Genomic DNA, 17,776 nt, shown 5'->3' on the forward strand with positions numbered 1-17,776 from the left:
AAACCCCTGCGGGCAAAGACCCGAATTTTTGAGGATCGAGCTATGACACTTAAACCATTTGCATCTGCACGACGCGCGCGCATGCTGCGCCGCTCTGCCCTTTGCGGTTGCGCTGCCCTTGCTTTGGCAGCCTGCGACGGACCAGTGGACTTTGACATGCGTGGCAAAGCTGGTGGATTTTCCACCGCATCTGCGGCTCTTGAAGTTGGGACAGCAGCCAAACCACAAGCTGACGCGCAGGGTGTGATTACCTATCCAAATTACCGCGTCGCCGTCGCACGCAAAGGCGACACCGTGACATCAATTGCCAACCGAGTGGGCGTATCACCACTGGAATTGGCAAAGTACAATGGTGTGCCTGCAGCTACTTCATTGCGTGAAGGCGAAGTGATCGCCTTGCCGAACAGCGATGGATCAACACCTGAAGGCACTATCGCAAGTGGCGGCACCGTAAACGTCACGTCCTTGGCCAACGAAGTTTTGACCGAAAAACCATTGGACGCGCCGTCAGCTGCACCCGCCAAAGCAGACGAACCTGTCCGCCACCAAGTTTCTCGCGGCGAAACGGCCTATTCCATTGCGCGCAAATACGGAATTTCCGTGCGTGCGCTTGCGGACTGGAATGGGCTTGGGGCCGATCTAGCCGTCAGCGAAGGTCGCTACCTTATCATTCCGACAAAAACGACCATCACAGCGGTCGACCCGATCACCACGACGCCAGGAGCAGGCACTGTGACGCCTACACCTCCGTCAGCTGCGAACCCGCTGCCTGACCCCGAAGAAGCAACAGCTTCCCCCGTGCAGCCAAGCACAGCTGCCCCCGACCTTGGTGCCACTCAAACATCCGGCGCTGAAATGACAAAACCTGTGTCTGGGCCGATCATCCGTGCCTTTGACAAAGACAAATCTAAATTTGTGCTGTTCTCAGCCCCTGCCGGAACCACAGTTAAAGCCGCCAAAGCGGGCACTGTGAAATTGGTATCCACCAATGCAGATGGGGTACAGATCATGGTGATCGACCACGGCAACGGCCTGCAAACGGCCTATAGCTTTATCGACAAACTGTCGGTGAAAAAAGGCGATAAGGTCACAAAAGGCCAAACCATCGCCAAGGTCACAGCCAATGAATTCAACGCGCTACAATTCATGGTTTTCAAAGGCACGCAGACGGTCGATCCGTCGCCTTACTTGAATTAAAGGCGCTCGAAGCAATAATAGGCCGCTCCACAACTGGGGCGGCATTTTTATGAAGGGTCAGGCTTCATCAACCTGACGACACTGCGAGGTCAAAGACATGGATGCAGACCGCCACACTATGGAAACTGATTTGAAGATCAATTGCATTCCATATCTTCGCAAAGCAGGCTTCAAAGGCACTTTTCCTAATTTCTACCGCGATACAGACGGATTTGTAGCTTTGGTGAATTTCCAGTTCTATTCTGCGGGAGGGAGCTTTTGCATCAACCTCGGGTACGCAGACCCTCATAGAGAAAATGTGCTTTTTCAAAAAGATACACAAATTTCAAAGCTTAGAATTAACCAAACAAAAGATCGTGTCCGATTGGGGGCCCCAGAGGGCGGCGACCAATGGTTTTCATTAGGAGAAACAAATTACAACGAAACGCGCGGTGAACCGAGATCGATCGAGGAACTCTCATTGATCTGCACAGAATTGCTATCCTCCCAAGCAGAGGACTGGTGGCGCACCAAGCAGACGTCCAAGGTTTGAGCGTACCAAATTGAATCTTGCCTGTCGGGATTAGATACGCCTGGCGTCGCTAATGCCTATATACGCGCCCCACGGCAATACCATCCACTGCCCCCTAAAACGCGAACATCACCCAAGCGCCACACCTTTGCGTCCAGCCAGATCGACAAAGAACTGCCATGCCACACGGCCAGAGCGCGAGCCACGGGTGGCTTGCCATTCGATTGCTTCAGCCCACAGGGTATCGTCGTCGATCTCGACCCCGTGCGCTGTGCAATAGCCACGGATCATCGCCAGATAGTCATCTTGACTGCACGGGTGGAACCCGAGCCAGAGCCCGAAACGATCTGACAGAGACACTTTTTCTTCCACAGCTTCAGATGGATTGATCCCAGAAGAACGTTCGTTTTCAATCATATCGCGCGGCATCAGGTGGCGGCGGTTAGACGTCGCATAGAACAGCACGTTCTCAGGCCGCCCTTCGATCCCGCCATCTAAAACGGCCTTCAAAGATTTGTAATGTTCATCGTCATGGCCAAAGGACAGATCGTCACAGAACAACACAAAGCGATGCTTTGAAGCACGCAAGTGATCCAGCAAACGCCCTACTGTTGGCAAGTCTTCGCGTTGCAATTCCACCACCTTCAGGGCGTGCCCTTCAGCGCAAACAGCGGCATGCACGGCCTTCACCAAGGATGACTTCCCCATGCCACGCGCGCCCCAGAGCAGCGCGTTGTTTGCGGGCAAGCCACGGGCAAATTGCAGGGTATTGGCCAACAAAGTATCGCGCGACCGATTGATTCCGATCAACAGCGATAGATCCACACGGGACACTTGGGGCACGGGTGTCAGGCGGTCTGGCCCTGTGTGCCAGACAAACGCTTCTGCCGCATCAAAGTCAGGCGCGGATTGCGGTGCGGGGGCCATGCGTTCCAAGGCCTCCGCGATCCGTTTCAATGTCTTACTGGCCATGTTCGTCCCCTACTTATCGTCTTCGTCGTCGAACTCTGGGTAGAGCTCTTCGTCTTCGTCCAAGATGCCAGCGGCACGCAATTCTTCGGTGCGCTTTTTCTCAACCCGAGAGACAAGGAAAATCGAGACTTCGTAAAGGCCATAGACAACCACAAACAAAATCAGCTGCGTGGTGACATCAGGTGGCGTCACCAAGGCAGCGACCAACAGAATGCCGACAACAGCGTATTTGCGCGTAGAACGCAGGCCATGTGCTGTGGCCAAACCTGCTTTGCCCATCAAGGTCAAAAGCACAGGCAATTGGAAACACAGACCGAAGGCCACGATCATTTTCAAAGTGATGTCGAGGGTCTCGTTCACCTTGCCGTTGAACACGATATCGATGCCAGAATCTGTTGAGGCAGCCGCAGCGTCGCCGCCAGAGGCCACAAGCGCAGCCACGAAAGATGGCAAGTCCGCAAAGCCTAAAAAGAACGCCATCGCGAGCGGCACAACAATGTAATGCGCAAAGGCAGCGCCCAAAATAAACAGCGCTGGCGAAGCAATCAAAAACGGCAAAAATGCATTCTTTTCATTGCGGTACAAGCCAGGGGCAACGAAGCGCCAAAGCTGTGTCGCGATGACTGGAAATGACAGCATCAAGCCGCCAACCATCGAAATGCGAATGAGCGTAAAGAAGTATTCTTGCGGTGCGGTGTATTGCATCACAGGGTTCGGATTGCCCAATGACCGCATGGTTTTCTCGATCGGCATGAGCAAGAAATCCAAAATCGCACCGCCGAATGAGAAACAAATCACCATGGCGACGAAAAACGCCAACACAGCTCTGATAAGCCGCGTGCGCAATTCTGCCAGATGTTCGATCAAGGGCGCGGAGCTGTCTTCGACCTCTCCGATCGTTGTGTCAGTCTGGCTCATGCGTCGCCTTCTTTCTTAGTCTTCTTCGCCGCGGGCTTTTTCGCAGCAGTTTTCTTCGCCGCGGGCTTCTTAGCAGCTGTTTTCGTAGCAGCAGCTTTCGCTGTCGTCGCCTTTTTCTGAGCAGCTTTTTTCGCGGCAGGCTTTTTGGCCGCTGGCTTCTTAGCAGTTGGCTTTTTCACCGTTGCGTCCGAAGCGGCAGCGGCATCTTCAGCCGCTTTGCGTGCGGTCGCCTTGCTTGCGGCCGTGTCACTGATTTTTTTGGCTTGGGCTGCGCGTTCTTCGGTCATCTCCGCGCGCTCAGGCACTTTCGATGCCCCTGCTTTCAACGGATCCCAATTCTCAAAATCGCTTGCGGCGTCCTTAAGCTTGTCCAAACCAAATTTCTTTGGGTTGGCAGCGGCGTTGAGGCTGTCCTTGATGTCGCTCACGCCCGCTTCGTCGGCGGCATCTTCCATCGCGCGTGTGAACTCGCGCCCCATCGCTTTGATCTTGGCCGTAAACCGACCCAAAGTGCGAAACATTCCGGGCAAGTCTTTTGGGCCAACAACAATAAGAGCCACAATCCCGATGATCAGGAGTTCGGACATACCGATGTCAAACATATGGAGCCGCCTTTCAATGCGTCACAAAACAGGCAGGGCGATCTGGCAAACCAGTCCCGCCCCGAAATCCAACTGAAGCAGTTTAGACTTTGTCTTTTTCAGTTTCTTCTGTGACGTCTTTTGCAGCTTCCGCTGCTTCGTCTTCGATTTCTTTGGTGCCGTCATTCACGCCCTTTTTGAACGCTGTGATGCCTTTGCCCACTTCGCCCATAAGGCCAGATACTTTGCCACGGCCGAAAAGCACCAAGACCACGACAGCGATCAAAAGAAGGCCCGGAATACCGATATTGTTAAGCATAGTCTTTCTCCTGTACGCGGGGCCAAGCGCGCCCGCCTAAAAATTCATCTGTATTAGGCTTACCAGCGATTTCAGCGAGGAAAAGCCCGAAATCTACAAAACTGGCTTGATGCACAACATTGGCGCGATCTTGCAGACTGGATTTTCACTACTGACAGGTTTATGTCAGTAGTGAAGGCGTAAAAATTAGGTCCACCCATCGAATCGGAGACCACGATGAAAAATATTCAAATTATTGAAACTGTTACTTTTCGCGCCCTTTCAGGCCACGATCCACACGAGGTCGCGGTTGCGTCAGATGCGCTTACGCCGTTTTTGGCACGCCAAAAAGGCTTTGTGTCGCGCCGCCTGTCTATGGGCGATGACGGTGTTTGGCTGGATCATGTTCAATGGACCGATATGGAGGCTGCGCAGGCCGCCAGCAAGGCGCTGATGTCTGCCCCCGAGGCTGGCGCCTTCATGGCCCTGATCGACATGGACAGCGTGACCATGCGCCATGACACCCTTATGAGCGCACAGGCAGCATAACCTATGGCAGGCGGTCGCAAACAAACCGGTATACGGCGCAGTGACCGCCTGTTTGATATCATCCAAATCATGCGCGACGGCGCTTTGCACACCGCACGCGATCTGGCCAATCATTTGGAGGTGTCAGAGCGCACCATCTGGCGCGATATGGCTACCCTGCGTGCCTCTGGCGTACCTGTGGAAGGGGAACGTGGCGTGGGGTATATGATCTCAGCGCCGATCACCCTGCCCCCGATGAACCTGACCATGGGCGAATTGGAAGCGCTGCATTTGGCGGTGGCGATTTTGGGCGAGGCCACCGATCCAGACCTGTCGAAATCGGCGCAAAGCTTGGCCGCCAAAATCGATGCCGTCTTGCCCGAAAACGCTGGCCCGCCCAGCACAGGATGGGGATTTGCCGTCTATCCTTTTGCCGATGCCGCCGCTGGGTTCAAACACATGCCGCTTTTACGCGATGCCGTGCGCGAGAAAAAACTGATCCGCATGACGTATTTATCGCTGGATGATCAGGTGAGCACGCGCCTCATTCGTCCGCTGCAATTGGAATACTGGGGGCGCGTGTGGACCATGACTGCTTGGTGCGAATTGCGAAACGATTTCCGAGTGTTTCGCGTGGACCGGATTGAGACCTTGATCGACACAGGCGCGAGCTTCAAAGACGAGGACGGCAAAAACCTGCAAGACTACTTGGCCAAAGTTGACGCAGACATGCGCCACGGTCCGACAACTGCAGTTTAAGTCTCAGGAAATACAAAACAGCGCTCGCGGCGCAGCATCAACCACAGCGGCGTGCCCACTTTGGGCAAGAACACAGACGGCACCGTGGCGCGCAGCATCGACCCGTCAAAGTCCATACGGAATTCAACCAAGCTTTCGCGCCCCATAAACCGCGCACGTTCCACAATACCGCGCGCAGGCGTGCCATCTTGCGGTGTCGGATTGGGACCGCGACCAGCGCGATCAAAGTCGATCCGCAAGTGTTGTGGGCGAATGACGATTTCAACCGGCGTGCCATCGGCGTGACCGGGGCACAAGAATTCACCAAATGCAGTGGAAACCAATGCGCCTTTGACTTCGCCGCGTATCACATTGATATCGCTGAAAAAGGCTGCTGACTTTTTATCAACCGGCGCATTGTAAATATTGTACGGCGCGCCTTGCTGGACGATCTTGCCGTCGCGCATCAACGCAATTTCATCGGCCATGCGCATGGCCTCATCCGGTTCATGCGTCACCAAAAGCACGGCGGTGCCTTCGGCTTTCAACACCTCCAAAGTGCTATCGCGGATCTCGTCTTTCAGGCGTTCATCAAGGCCTGAGAACGGCTCATCCATCAACATCACGGAAGGCCGTGGGGCCAAAGCGCGTGCCAGAGCCACGCGCTGTTGTTCGCCGCCAGACAGCTCATGCGGGTATTTATTGATCGCAGACAACAGCCCAACTTTGCCAAGCAATTCTTCGACGCGCGCGCGCTTGTCTGCCTTAGTCCCTTTGAGACCGAAAGCAACGTTGGCTGCCACGGAAAGATGCGGGAACAAGGCAAAATCTTGGAACATCAAGCCGATGGACCGATTTTCAGGCGGGACGCGGAACACCGTGTCACAGACCAGATCGCCATCCACAAAAATCTCGCCAGCGTCTTGCATGTCAACGCCCGCGATCATGCGCAAGGTCGTGGATTTGCCGCACCCCGACGGACCAAGCAAGCACGTCACCTGCCCCGGCATGACAGTGAGAGACACATCATTCACAACGTCGCGGTTTTGAAAGGTCCGCCGCAAATTGCGGATTTCCAAACGCGGGTGAGTGGTGGCAGGCTGAACAGATGTTGGGGCGTTCACGTGGGTATCCGACAAAAACTCTAAGGCTGGTCCGTCCTAACAGTCCCCGCAGCGCTTAGCAACTGTTTGACCCTTAGCAACAGGGCTGGTCGTCGCCGTTCAAGTCACTAAATGGGCTGGTCCCACCACAGCCCGCAAAAATGCCGTAGTGCGTATCAAATGACCCAATAAAGTCGAAATGGGGTGCAAAGCGTGTCTCTTTGAGCATTTTCCACGTGTTGCCACAGACAGGAAACACCTTGCCTGTTTCAATTTTGTGCCCGCCATCCAGAACAAACACATGCGGTGCGTGCGGCACTGTGCCTCTATAAATCACCGCTTGCCCGTAATCTTCGCACTCTGGTTCCAAGTCCAGTTTGAACAGGCGATACGTGGCTGAGGTAAATTCAATCGGGGCCACTTTGGCTTCCAGAACTTTGTTTTCAATCAACAATGGTCGATGCGTCACCAACCGCGGATCACCAAAGCCAGCCGCGCGCGACATGGTTTCAAAGTCATTCCAGTATAAGGCCCCAGACAGACATTCACCGTAAAGCACTGGATCAGCCCGCAGCACATCGGGAATGCGACGATCCGCATAGACGTCAGAGAAATACATCTCGCCACCCGTTTTCAACAGGCGATGGGCTTGGCGCAGCACTGCGCCTTTGTCCATTGCAAGGTTCAGCACGCAGTTCGACACAATGATGTCAAAAGACCCGTCTGCGAACGGCAGCTTGTCCAGCTCTTCGATATAGCCGTGGTGGAATTCAACGTTTGATTTGGTGAACCCGAATTCTTGCGCGTGAAATTCTTGATGGGCACGCGCCACATCGAGCTGTTCCTCGGTCATATCAACACCGACCACCAGCCCCGTTTCGCCCACCATTTGCGACAAAGCATAGACATCACGCCCAGCCCCGCTGCCCAAATCCAAAATCCGCATGCCTTCCAACGCCAAAGGGGCGATCAAGCCACAGCCGTAATAGCGCATCAATACATCATCATGGATACGCGACAGCACGGCTTTGACGTGATCTGGGATTTCGTCTGGCGTACAGCAGGCATTGGTCTGCAAATCCGCGCTGCCGGACAGGGTTTTGCCATAGTATTCTTGCACGTCTGCGTGGCTCATGTTCGCATCCTTGGGTGGTTATATCTGAGGGCGGCGCATGAACCGCAGGCATCAAGTGTTGCGGTCACAAATAGAAACCACAAGGCCGCCAACTCAAAGTGTCAGCGGCCTCACGCAAGGGTGAACATTGCGTTAGTTCTCGTGATGAGCCGTTCACGTCAGCGCAATTGTCACGAAATCACATCGTCGAAACGGTCGCCCCGCCATCCAGCAATACATTTTGCCCGACCATAAAGCCCGCGTGCTGCGAACACATAAACGCACATGTCGCGCCAAATTCGGCGGCCGTGCCATAGCGCCCAGACGGAATACTTGCATATTTTTCGGCGCGCACCTCTTCCAAGCTTTTGCCAGAGGCCTCAACAGCAAGATTGTCGAGCGATACCAGCCGGTCAGTATCATGCAAGCCCGGCAAGAGATTGTTGATGGTCACACCACTGCCTGCAACTTGGCGCGACGTGCCGGCGACATACCCCGTCAGCCCCGTACGTGCGGCATTGGACAGGCCCAGAACAGGGATCGGCGCTTTGACAGACACAGACGTGATGTTGACCACCCGCCCCCATCCGCGATCCATCATGGAAGGCACCAAGGCTTTGATCAGCGCAATCGGGGTCAGCATGTTCGCATCCAGCGCAGCAATGAAATTGTCGCGGTCCCAATCGGTCCAACTGCCAGGAGGTGGCCCGCCAGCATTTGTGACAAGAATGTCGACCTGACCTGCCACGCCCAACACTTTTGCCAATCCGTCTGGTGTTGTCACATCGGCGGCAACGGTCTCGACACTCACGTCGTATTTTTCTCTGATCTCAGCAGCTGTCGCTTCGAGCGCTTCTGCCCCGCGTGCATTGAGCACCACATTCACACCAGCTTCCGCCAATGCCTCAGCACAGCCGCGCCCCAATCCTTTGGATGATGCACACACCAACGCCCGTTTTCCGCGAATTCCGAGATCCATCTTATATCCTCCTGAAGAATCGGCCTTTTTCAAACACGACTTTAGGGAACAGTGTTGGCCCTGTCATCCAAGCGATGTCGACGTCTGCCACGCACATGCTTTCAGACGTTTTGGGTCAACCTGAAATTTGGCATTCCGAAACCCGACAAACATCTTGCAAACTGCGAATTCCACGTAAGCGCGGTTCAACAAAACGTCTGCCCCAATGCGCGTTCGTTTACATCCGCTTTTTGCCGCCCCTCAAACGTCTTCGCAGTTGCTCGCATGATCGTGCCCCGCTATAGACACGCTCATGTCAAACGCTTCACATACCGCCCTTGATCTGCCCGATGAAATTGCACGTCGGCGCACATTTGCGATCATTTCGCACCCTGATGCTGGGAAAACCACGCTGACTGAGAAATTTCTTCTCTACGGCGGGGCGATCCAGATGGCTGGGCAAGTCCGCGCCAAAGGTGAAGCACGGCGCACGCGCTCTGACTTTATGCAGATGGAAAAGGACCGCGGGATTTCCGTGTCGGCCTCTGCAATGTCCTTTGATTTCGGCCAATACCGCTTTAACTTGGTCGACACCCCCGGTCACTCGGATTTCTCTGAGGATACATACCGCACCCTGACGGCTGTGGATGCGGCCATCATGGTGATTGACGGCGCTAAGGGTGTTGAAAGCCAAACGCAGAAACTGTTCGAAGTTTGCCGTATGCGCGATCTGCCTATTTTGACGTTTTGTAACAAAATGGACCGCGAAAGCCGCGATACATTTGAGATCATTGACGAAATTCAAGAAAACCTCGCGATCGATGTGACGCCTGCCTCTTGGCCCATCGGTGTCGGTCGCGATTTTGTCGGCTGCTACGACATCTTGAATGACCGCCTTGAAATCATGGACCGCGCCGATCGCAACAAAGTTGCCGAAAGCGTTGAGATCGCAGGTTTGGATGATCCCAAACTGGCTGAGCACGTGCCCGCAGCCCAACTTGAGCAACTCAAAGAAGAGCTTGAGATGGCGCGGGAATTGCTGCCCAAATTTGATCGTGAAGCGTTCCTTGAAGGATCCATGACCCCGATTTGGTTTGGATCTGCGATCAATTCGTTCGGCGTGAAAGAACTGATGGACGGCATGGGCGATTACGGTCCCGTGCCCCAAGAACAAACTGCCCAGCCCCGTTCAATTTCTCCTGACGAGAAAAAAGTCATGGGCTTTGTCTTTAAGGTTCAGGCCAATATGGACCCGAAACACCGCGACCGCGTGGCCTTCGTGCGTTTGGCCTCAGGTCACTTTAAACGCGGCATGAAATTGACCCATGTGCGCTCTAAAAAGCCGATGGCGATCTCGAATCCTGTGCTGTTTTTGGCTTCAGACCGCGAATTGGCCGAAGAAGCTTGGGCTGGCGACATCATCGGCATTCCGAACCACGGCCAATTGCGCATCGGCGATACATTGACGGAAGGCGAAGACATCCGCGTCACAGGCATTCCGTCTTTTGCGCCTGAATTGCTGCAATCGGTGCGCGCAGGCGACCCGATGAAGTCCAAGCACTTGGAAAAAGCGCTGATGCAATTCGCCGAAGAAGGCGCTGCAAAAGTGTTCAAACCCGCGATTGGCTCTGGCTTTATCGTTGGCGTTGTGGGTGCTTTGCAGTTCGAAGTTTTGGCCTCGCGCATTGAAATGGAATACGGGCTGCCTGTGAGTTTTGGCCAGTCTCAGTTCACCTCAGCGCGCTGGGTAACGGGGCCGAAAGCCAAGGTGGATGCCTTTGCATCCGTCAATCAACAACACATCTCACACGACCACAATGGCGACATCGTCTACATGACGCGTCTGCAATGGGACATTGACCGGATTGAGCGCGACTACCCCGATTTGACGCTCTCTGCGACGCGCGAATTGATGGTTTAAGACGCAACGTCAATGACGTGCGCGCCGCGCCGCCCTTAAAATAGGAAAAGACCCGCTCATCTAGAAGCGGGTCTTTTTTATTGGCTGGACGGCCGTGCAAAAATTAGATTCAAATACTGCAACGCGGCTCATTATTCGTGAAATGTCGCGCCCTGCGCCTTGCGCGACGCAGATATGTCATTTGCGATGCAACATCATGGCAAAGTGCTGTGTTGGAAAATGCTACGGTGGTGGATTTTTAAATCACATCGTGTGATTGTGCATGCGCACCAGCAATACTGGGCGTGCGTTGGCGCCACGCATGAGTGTTCAATTGACCTTTTGCCCTTTTGAGAGTATGCACTTGCCTCAATAGGGACCCCGACGCGCGGGGTGGCAATCAAGCCGGTGACCCCATTCGACGTAACGGGCGCTGATATGTCCGTGAAACCACGGATATACATGACAAAATTCACTGATCTAAACCTTGATAAAAAGGTTCTCAAAGCGATTGATGATGCCGGCTATACAGAGCCGACACCCATTCAGGCAGGGGCGATTCCCCCCGCATTGGAAGGCAAAGACGTTTTGGGCATCGCGCAAACAGGCACAGGTAAAACTGCGTCCTTCACTTTGCCAATGATCACACGCCTTGCCCGCGGTCGCGCTCGTGCCCGCATGCCGCGCTCGTTGGTGCTTTGCCCAACACGCGAATTGGCCGCGCAGGTTGCAGAAAACTTCGACACCTACACCAAATATCACAAGCTGACCAAAGCTTTGCTGATCGGTGGCGTGTCCTTCAAAGAACAAGACAAGCTGATCGACAAAGGTGTCGACGTTTTGATTGCCACACCAGGTCGCCTGCTAGACCATTTTGAACGTGGCAAGTTGATTTTGACCGACGTGAAAATCATGGTTGTGGACGAAGCCGACCGGATGCTCGACATGGGCTTTATCCCTGACATCGAACGCATTTTTGGCCTGACACCGTTTACACGCCAAACACTGTTCTTCTCGGCCACGATGGCACCTGAGATTGAGCGCATCACCAATACGTTCTTGTCAGCCCCTGCCCGCATCGAAATTGCGCGTCAGGCCTCTGCTTCTGAGCGTATCGAGCAACACGTTGTGATGTTCAAAGGCTCGCGCCGTGATCGCACAGCCTCTGAAAAGCGTAAGCTTTTGCGCGCCTTGATCGAAAAAGAAGGCGACACACTTGATAACGCGATCATCTTTTGCAACCGCAAAACAGATGTCGATATCGTTGCGAAGTCTTTCAAAAAATACGGTATTGATTCCGCGCCAATCCACGGCGATCTGGACCAATCCCAACGTAACGCAACATTGGAACGGTTCCGCAATGGCGAAATCAAAATCCTTGTGGCCTCTGACGTTGCCGCGCGTGGCCTTGACGTGCCATCCGTGACGCACGTGTTTAACTTTGATGTCCCTGGCCACCCAGAAGACTATGTGCACCGTATCGGTCGTACGGGTCGTGCAGGTCGTGACGGCAAAGCAATCATGCTGTGTGAACCGCGTGACGAGAAAAACTTCGAAGATGTTGAACGTCTTTTGGGCAATTCAATTCCACGTCTGGATAACCCGTTTGGCAACCCCAAAGCGGATGCCCCGAAAGCGGAGAAATCCACCAAGGCACCAGCTGAAGCAAAATCTGACGAGACTGTAGTCGACGCACAGAGCACAGACGATGCGCAGCCAAAAGCCGACAAGCCCAAGCGTACCCGCACGCGTTCACGCCGCAAGCCTGCTGCTGACAAAGCGATCGAGGCGACACCTGTGGAGGCAACAGCAGACGTGAACGCTGAGCCAGCTGCAGAGGCTGCTCCTGCCCCGACTGAAACCGTCGCGACAGAGACCACTGACAAGCCTGAGACAAAGCAAACGTCGAACCGTGGTCGTGGTCGCAACGCAGATCGTGACAATTCCGATCGCAACACGCGCGGCTCTTCTGAGCGTAACGCCGGAAATGATCGTGGAAACGAACGTTCTGGCGGCGGGCGTGGTCGCGGTCGTTACCGTGACGAGAAGAACACCGTTGTTGGGTTGGGCGATCACATGCCGACCTTTATCGCGCTCAGCTTTGAAGAACGTTTCGCAAGCTAAGACGCTGCGACGTTTATGAAATTGAAAACCCCGTGCTTTTGGCGCGGGGTTTTCTTTTGGGCATGCGTCAGCCTTGTCACTATAGTCAGTTTGGTCGTTGCGCGCATGGAAACGAAACAGGGTCGACGGACATATCCGCCGACCCTGTAATGGTCGCATTCAAGATCGCTTAAACGTCACGACCTGCCCGCAATGTTGCGAACAAGTGGCGTCGGGCTTAGCTGGACAGACGCGAAATCACGATTTGGACTTCGGGCTTTTTGCCAATTTCTTGTTGTGTAGAACGACGGATGATGCGACGCATCTCTTCTTCGAGTTTGTCATCGTCGCGCAATGTCTTCTTGTTGGCACGCATCAAGAACTGATTGAGATCTTCTTCCAGCACATCAACAAGCGGCGCTTTGGAACGGCCCAATTCTGGCAGGCCTTTGATTTCACACCAGCATTCGCCCAACGGCGCATCGTCTTCGATGATCACAGTTGAAACAACCATGCCATTGAGTGCCATACGGATACGATCACGTACCACACCGTCCATCGCGCCGATTTGCACGGAACCGTCCAAATATGTGCGGCCCGTTTCAACGAATTCCACAACTTTCACCTCACCGCCGGCAAGGTTCACACCCGTCCCGTTTGGCGCAATGATGGAACGGAACCCATTTTCTTCAGCCAATTTGGCGTGCGCCCGCAGGTGACGGTGTTCGCCGTGCATCGGAATAACAAGGTTCGGTTTCACCACCGCATGCGCATGCGAAATGTCAGGGCGGTTGGCGTGGCCAGACACGTGGTACAGCCCGTCAGAATCCGTCACCACATCCACACCCATTTCAGAGAATGAGTTTACAATACGGCTTACCGATGTTTCGTTCCCAGGAATGGTTTTGGACGAGAAGATGACCGTGTCGCCCTCTTTCAACTTCATTCCAAGGTATTTGCCACGTGACAGCTGAGCTGTGGCAGCGCGGCGTTCGCCTTGCGACCCTGTGGTCAGCAAGAGCAAGTTCTCGCGCGGCACATCGAACGCTTTGTCTGGTGACAAGGTCGGTGGGAAATCGGTGATGATCCCTGTCTCAATACCAGCTGTAATCATGCGGCGCATCGCACGGCCCATCAACACAACGGAACGACCCGCTTTGGTGCCCGCATCCGCAAGGGTTTTAACCCGCGCCACGTTTGAGGCAAATGTCGTCGCGGCCACAAGACCGGGAAGATCTTTCATCAACTGTGTCAGTGGCTCGACAACTTCAGCCTCTGAACGGCCTGCGTGGGGGCTAAAGACGTTGGTGGAATCGCAAACAAGTGCGATCACGCCATCTTTGGAAACATCGGCCCAAAGGTCGTCATCAAATGGCTCACCCACAAGCGGTGTGCGGTCAACCTTGAAGTCGCCAGAGTGAATGATGCGGCCCTCAGGCGTATCAATAACCAGTGCAGAGCTTTCAGGGATCGAGTGCGACACAGGCAAGAAACCAACGTTGAACGGACCAGTTTGGGTCTGCTCAGGCCAAGCGCCAACCGTTTTGATTTGCAACTCGTCGTGGCCGTGCTCTTCGAACTTAAGACGTCCAAGGTGGGCGGTGAATTTGCGGGCATAGATCGGCGCGCCGAGACGCGGCCACAGGTGGCCAATGGCCCCGATGTGGTCTTCGTGCGCGTGGGTGATGTAGATGGCGTCGATGCGCTCTTTGCGCTCTTCCAGCCATGCGATATCAGCGAAAATCAGATCGACGCCAGGGGTGCCATCCATGTCAGGGAAGGTTACGCCAAGATCAACAACGATGAGACGCTCTTTGCCCACAGGACCGTAGCCGTAGACATAGCAGTTCATGCCGATTTCGCCAGCGCCGCCGAGCGGCAAGTACAAAAGACGATTGGTGCTCATAATGTGCCTTGGTCCTTGTTATAATTATAGATGACCACGAGGCCATGCATGGTTAGGAATTCATCGAATTCGTCAAAGAGCTTGTGGCCCTGATTGAACAGCGGCGCAAGCCCGCCAGTGGCAATGACTTTCATTGGACGGTCATATTCGTCCTTAATTCTGTTACAGGTTTCCCGTACGAGACCTATATAGCCCCAGAAGACCCCTGATTGCATACAGGCAACGGTGTTTGTTCCGATCACTTTTTGCGGCATGGTAATATCGACATGCGGCAAGGCAGCGGCTTTGAGGTGCAGACTTTCCAAAGATGTGTTCACGCCGGGCGAGATCACACCACCAACGTAAGCGCCATCATGTGCAACAACATCAAAGGTCGTGGCGGTTCCAAAATCAACCACGATCAAGTCGCCGCCAAACTTGTCAAAGGCGGCGGCGGAATTGACCAAACGGTCTGGACCCACAGTCGTCCCCTCATCCACCCGCGATGCAATTGGCAACAAACACTCAGGTTTTCCCACAACCAATGGACGGCAATCAAAATAGCGGTTGGCAAAAACACGCAGATTGAACACCACACGCGGCACGGTGGATGAGATGATCACCTCGGTTATGTCGGCCTCGATCTTTTGGAAATTCATCAAGGTCGACAGCCAAACATAGTACTGATCTGCGGTGCGCTGGGTCTCAGTCGAGGTGCGCCAAGTGGCGATAAACGCGTCGCCGTCCCAGATCGAGAAAACTGTATTGGTGTTGCCGGTGTCGATACATAGAAGCATTAGAAAAAGACCTCTGCTGCGGGAATAGAAAGCGTGCCGGCCGACTGGCGCAGCACAAGGTTACCATCTGCATCCACGTCTTCGAACGTGCCGTGATGCTCTTCTTGGGTTGTACGGGCGCGAATGGGTTGGCCCAATTTGGCAGCCCGTGCGAGCCACGCCGTGCGGATGGGATTAAAGCCATAGGTCACGAATTGAGCCTCCCAATGGGCATAGGCAGGCGCCAAAGCATCGAGAAATTCCTCAGGCGTCGCCTGAACCGACGCCTCAGCATTCAGAGATACAGGCGGAAATGGGCTTGGTTCTACATCGGATACGGGCGGAGCGGCTGCCAGATTTGCGCCGATACCGATCGACAAATGGTTTGCACCGCGCTCCAACAAGATGCCAGCAAATTTCCCGCCATTCAATAGCACATCGTTTGGCCATTTCAGCGCCAACATGTCTGATCGGCCTGTCACATCTGCAACGGCGTCAAACAAGGCCAGTGATGCAACGAAAGATCGTAAAGCAATTTGCGCAGCGGCTTCATTTGGGAACATCACGAGCGTGGCGGCAAAGTTGCCTTTCGGCATGGTCCAAGGACGACCACGGCGGCCATGACCTGCAGTTTGGTCAAGGGCAAGAATCCACTGTGGAAACGGCGAAGAGGCCGCGACGCGCGCGGCCTCTTTCATTGTACTGTCCGTTTGCGGCAGAACAATGCGCCCTACCCCTTCCGGCCAACTGTGGCGACTAGCGGACAAGAGCCTCAGCCGCTGTCATCGCCATTGTGTCCACACCAAACAGGTTGATAACACCAACCAGCATCACGGCACCGACGACCAGAACCGCGATGTTGGCAAGGCCACCTTTTGTGTTGTCGAGAGGCTCAACTTCAGAACCGAAGAACATGTAGTAGACGATGCGCAGGTAGTAGAACGCACCGATGACGGACGCGATCACACCAGCGGTTGCCAGCCAAGTCATGTTGGCCTCAACAGCCGCTTGAAGCACGGCCAACTTACCGAAGAAACCGACCATTGGTGGGACACCCGCCATGGAGAACATCAGCAACAACACAGCCAAAGCTTTGGTCGGGTTGACCTGCCAGTAGCGGTTCAACGCTTTGATTTCTGTCACAGGGCGACCGTCGCGCTCCATCGTCATGATAAAGGCGAAAGTACCGATGTTCATCACAACGTAGATTGCCATGTAGATCAAAGCCGCTTGAACACCACCAACGGTGCCAGATGCAACGCCGATCAAGGCAAAGCCCATGTGAGAGATCGAAGAGTACGCCATCAGACGTTTGATGTTGGTTTGTCCAACACCCGCAATCGCACCAAGGAACATGGAAGCAACTGCGATGATCGCCACAACTTGTGACCAGTCGCTGGAAATGCCGCCGAACGCATCGTGCAAAACACGGGCGAACAGCGCCATGGCCGCCAACTTAGGTGCTGTTGCGAAAAAGGCTGTGACCGGTGTTGGCGCGCCTTCGTAAACGTCTGGTGTCCACATGTGGAACGGAACAGCAGACACTTTAAACGCCATACCTGTGATCATGAACACGAGGCCGAACAGAACACCTAAAGGTGCGCCATCGTGAATCACGTCCAAGATGCCCGCGAAATTGGTTGTGCCTGCAAAGCCGTAGGTCAAAGACGCACCGTACAAAAGCAAACCGGAAGACAGCGATCCAAGCACGAAGTACTTCAGACCCGCTTCAGATGAGCGCACGGAGTCGCGGCGGAACGATGCGAGCACGTAAAGTGACAAGGACATCAATTCGAGGCCCATGTAGAGCGCCATCAAATCGCCTGCAGAAACCATTACCATCATGCCGACGGTGGACAGAGTGGCAATAATCGGCAACTCGAACTTAAGCATGTCGTGCTTTTTCAGGTAGTCCTGAGACATTACCAAAACCGCTGCCGCTGACAGCAAAATGCCGACCTTGGCGAAACGCGCAAAAGCATCGTCCACAAACATACCATTGAAGGCAACATTCGCGCCCGCTGCGCGCGAAGCGATGATTGCTGCGGCGACAAGAAACACCGTTGCCGTGGCCCAAGTGACAAGGCCCGCAACTTTGTCTTTACCAGTGTAGACAGCAAACAAAAGCGCTGCGAGTGCATAAACCGCCAGAAGGAACTCTGGAAGGACGATCGAAAAATCAGCTGAAGTCATG

The 17,776-nt window shown here is 54.3% G+C and carries 17 protein-coding genes; 6 read left to right on the forward strand and 11 right to left on the reverse strand.

The annotated features are described in order from the left end of the window. Window positions 1-42: 42 nt before the first annotated feature. Together ABF287_RS01900 and ABF287_RS01905 are read left to right on the forward strand one after the other, a co-directional pair. Window positions 43-1,197 carry a LysM peptidoglycan-binding domain-containing protein gene (locus ABF287_RS01900; protein WP_347183333.1) on the forward strand — a complete coding sequence of 385 codons (1,155 nt, stop codon included), beginning with the start codon at window positions 43-45 and terminating at the stop codon, window positions 1,195-1,197. Window positions 1,198-1,294: 97 nt separating this feature from the next. Beyond that, window positions 1,295-1,729 (forward strand): DUF4304 domain-containing protein, encoded by a 435-nt coding sequence (locus tag ABF287_RS01905; protein ID WP_347183334.1) that lies wholly within the window; start codon window positions 1,295-1,297, stop codon window positions 1,727-1,729. A gap of 108 nt (window positions 1,730-1,837) precedes the next feature. Here the strand turns inward: ABF287_RS01905 and ABF287_RS01910 are convergent, their stop codons facing one another. The 4 genes from ABF287_RS01910 to ABF287_RS01925 form a co-directional block, all read right to left on the reverse strand. Beyond that, on the reverse strand, window positions 1,838-2,680 hold the full coding sequence (locus ABF287_RS01910; protein WP_347183335.1) for an ATP-binding protein: 843 nt from the start codon (window positions 2,678-2,680) through the stop codon (window positions 1,838-1,840). A 9-nt stretch (window positions 2,681-2,689) separates the two neighbouring features. Continuing rightward, window positions 2,690-3,598, reverse strand: a complete 909-nt coding sequence (gene tatC, locus ABF287_RS01915; protein ID WP_347183336.1) for a twin-arginine translocase subunit TatC — start codon at window positions 3,596-3,598, stop codon at window positions 2,690-2,692. Beyond that, entirely contained in the window at window positions 3,595-4,200 is a 606-nt protein-coding gene (tatB, locus tag ABF287_RS01920) for a Sec-independent protein translocase protein TatB (RefSeq protein ID WP_347183337.1), read from the reverse strand. The genes tatC and tatB overlap by 4 nt, the downstream gene beginning before the upstream one ends. Before the next feature lie 82 nt (window positions 4,201-4,282). After that, entirely contained in the window at window positions 4,283-4,498 is a 216-nt protein-coding gene (locus tag ABF287_RS01925) for a twin-arginine translocase TatA/TatE family subunit (RefSeq protein ID WP_347183338.1), read from the reverse strand. Window positions 4,499-4,714: 216 nt separating this feature from the next. Between ABF287_RS01925 and ABF287_RS01930 the strand changes: the two genes are divergently transcribed. Continuing rightward, window positions 4,715-5,026 (forward strand): hypothetical protein, encoded by a 312-nt coding sequence (locus ABF287_RS01930; protein ID WP_347183339.1) that lies wholly within the window; start codon window positions 4,715-4,717, stop codon window positions 5,024-5,026. A gap of 3 nt (window positions 5,027-5,029) precedes the next feature. Further along, window positions 5,030-5,764, forward strand: coding sequence for a YafY family protein (locus ABF287_RS01935; protein ID WP_347183340.1), 735 nt, complete (start codon window positions 5,030-5,032; stop codon window positions 5,762-5,764). On the opposite strand, the gene ABF287_RS01940 is transcribed toward ABF287_RS01935, so the two are convergent. The 3 genes from ABF287_RS01940 to ABF287_RS01950 all read right to left on the reverse strand — a co-directional run bounded on the left by ABF287_RS01940 (window position 5,761) and on the right by ABF287_RS01950 (window position 8,939). Beyond that, window positions 5,761-6,867, reverse strand: a complete 1,107-nt coding sequence (locus ABF287_RS01940) for an ABC transporter ATP-binding protein (protein ID WP_347183341.1) — start codon at window positions 6,865-6,867, stop codon at window positions 5,761-5,763. The genes ABF287_RS01935 and ABF287_RS01940 overlap by 4 nt on opposite strands. A 73-nt stretch (window positions 6,868-6,940) precedes the next feature. Then, window positions 6,941-7,981 (reverse strand): methyltransferase domain-containing protein, encoded by a 1,041-nt coding sequence (locus tag ABF287_RS01945; protein ID WP_347183342.1) that lies wholly within the window; start codon window positions 7,979-7,981, stop codon window positions 6,941-6,943. A 178-nt stretch (window positions 7,982-8,159) separates the two neighbouring features. Beyond that, window positions 8,160-8,939 carry an SDR family oxidoreductase gene (locus tag ABF287_RS01950; protein WP_347183343.1) on the reverse strand — a complete coding sequence of 260 codons (780 nt, stop codon included), beginning with the start codon at window positions 8,937-8,939 and terminating at the stop codon, window positions 8,160-8,162. A 292-nt stretch (window positions 8,940-9,231) separates the two neighbouring features. Between ABF287_RS01950 and ABF287_RS01955 the strand changes: the two genes are divergently transcribed. Both ABF287_RS01955 and ABF287_RS01960 read left to right on the forward strand, forming a co-directional pair. Continuing rightward, window positions 9,232-10,839, forward strand: a complete 1,608-nt coding sequence (locus tag ABF287_RS01955) for a peptide chain release factor 3 (protein WP_347183344.1) — start codon at window positions 9,232-9,234, stop codon at window positions 10,837-10,839. Between the two features lie 441 nt (window positions 10,840-11,280). After that, window positions 11,281-12,942, forward strand: a complete 1,662-nt coding sequence (locus tag ABF287_RS01960) for a DEAD/DEAH box helicase (protein WP_347183345.1) — start codon at window positions 11,281-11,283, stop codon at window positions 12,940-12,942. 217 nt (window positions 12,943-13,159) lie between these two features. On the opposite strand, the gene ABF287_RS01965 is transcribed toward ABF287_RS01960, so the two are convergent. From ABF287_RS01965 to nuoN, 4 genes are read right to left on the reverse strand one after another with little or no spacing between them, the layout of a single operon-like run. Continuing rightward, window positions 13,160-14,827, reverse strand: a complete 1,668-nt coding sequence (locus tag ABF287_RS01965; protein WP_347183346.1) for a ribonuclease J — start codon at window positions 14,825-14,827, stop codon at window positions 13,160-13,162. Then, window positions 14,824-15,603 (reverse strand): type III pantothenate kinase, encoded by a 780-nt coding sequence (locus ABF287_RS01970; protein WP_347183347.1) that lies wholly within the window; start codon window positions 15,601-15,603, stop codon window positions 14,824-14,826. Before ABF287_RS01970 ends, ABF287_RS01965 begins: the two co-directional genes overlap by 4 nt. Continuing rightward, window positions 15,603-16,349 carry a biotin--[acetyl-CoA-carboxylase] ligase gene (locus tag ABF287_RS01975; protein WP_347183348.1) on the reverse strand — a complete coding sequence of 249 codons (747 nt, stop codon included), beginning with the start codon at window positions 16,347-16,349 and terminating at the stop codon, window positions 15,603-15,605. The genes ABF287_RS01970 and ABF287_RS01975 overlap by 1 nt, the downstream gene beginning before the upstream one ends. Then, window positions 16,339-17,775, reverse strand: a complete 1,437-nt coding sequence (nuoN, locus tag ABF287_RS01980; RefSeq protein ID WP_347183349.1) for an NADH-quinone oxidoreductase subunit NuoN — start codon at window positions 17,773-17,775, stop codon at window positions 16,339-16,341. Before nuoN ends, ABF287_RS01975 begins: the two co-directional genes overlap by 11 nt. Window position 17,776 lies beyond the last annotated feature (1 nt).

The organism is Pacificibacter sp. (assembly GCF_039769035.1).
GTDB lineage: Bacteria > Pseudomonadota > Alphaproteobacteria > Rhodobacterales > Rhodobacteraceae > Celeribacter.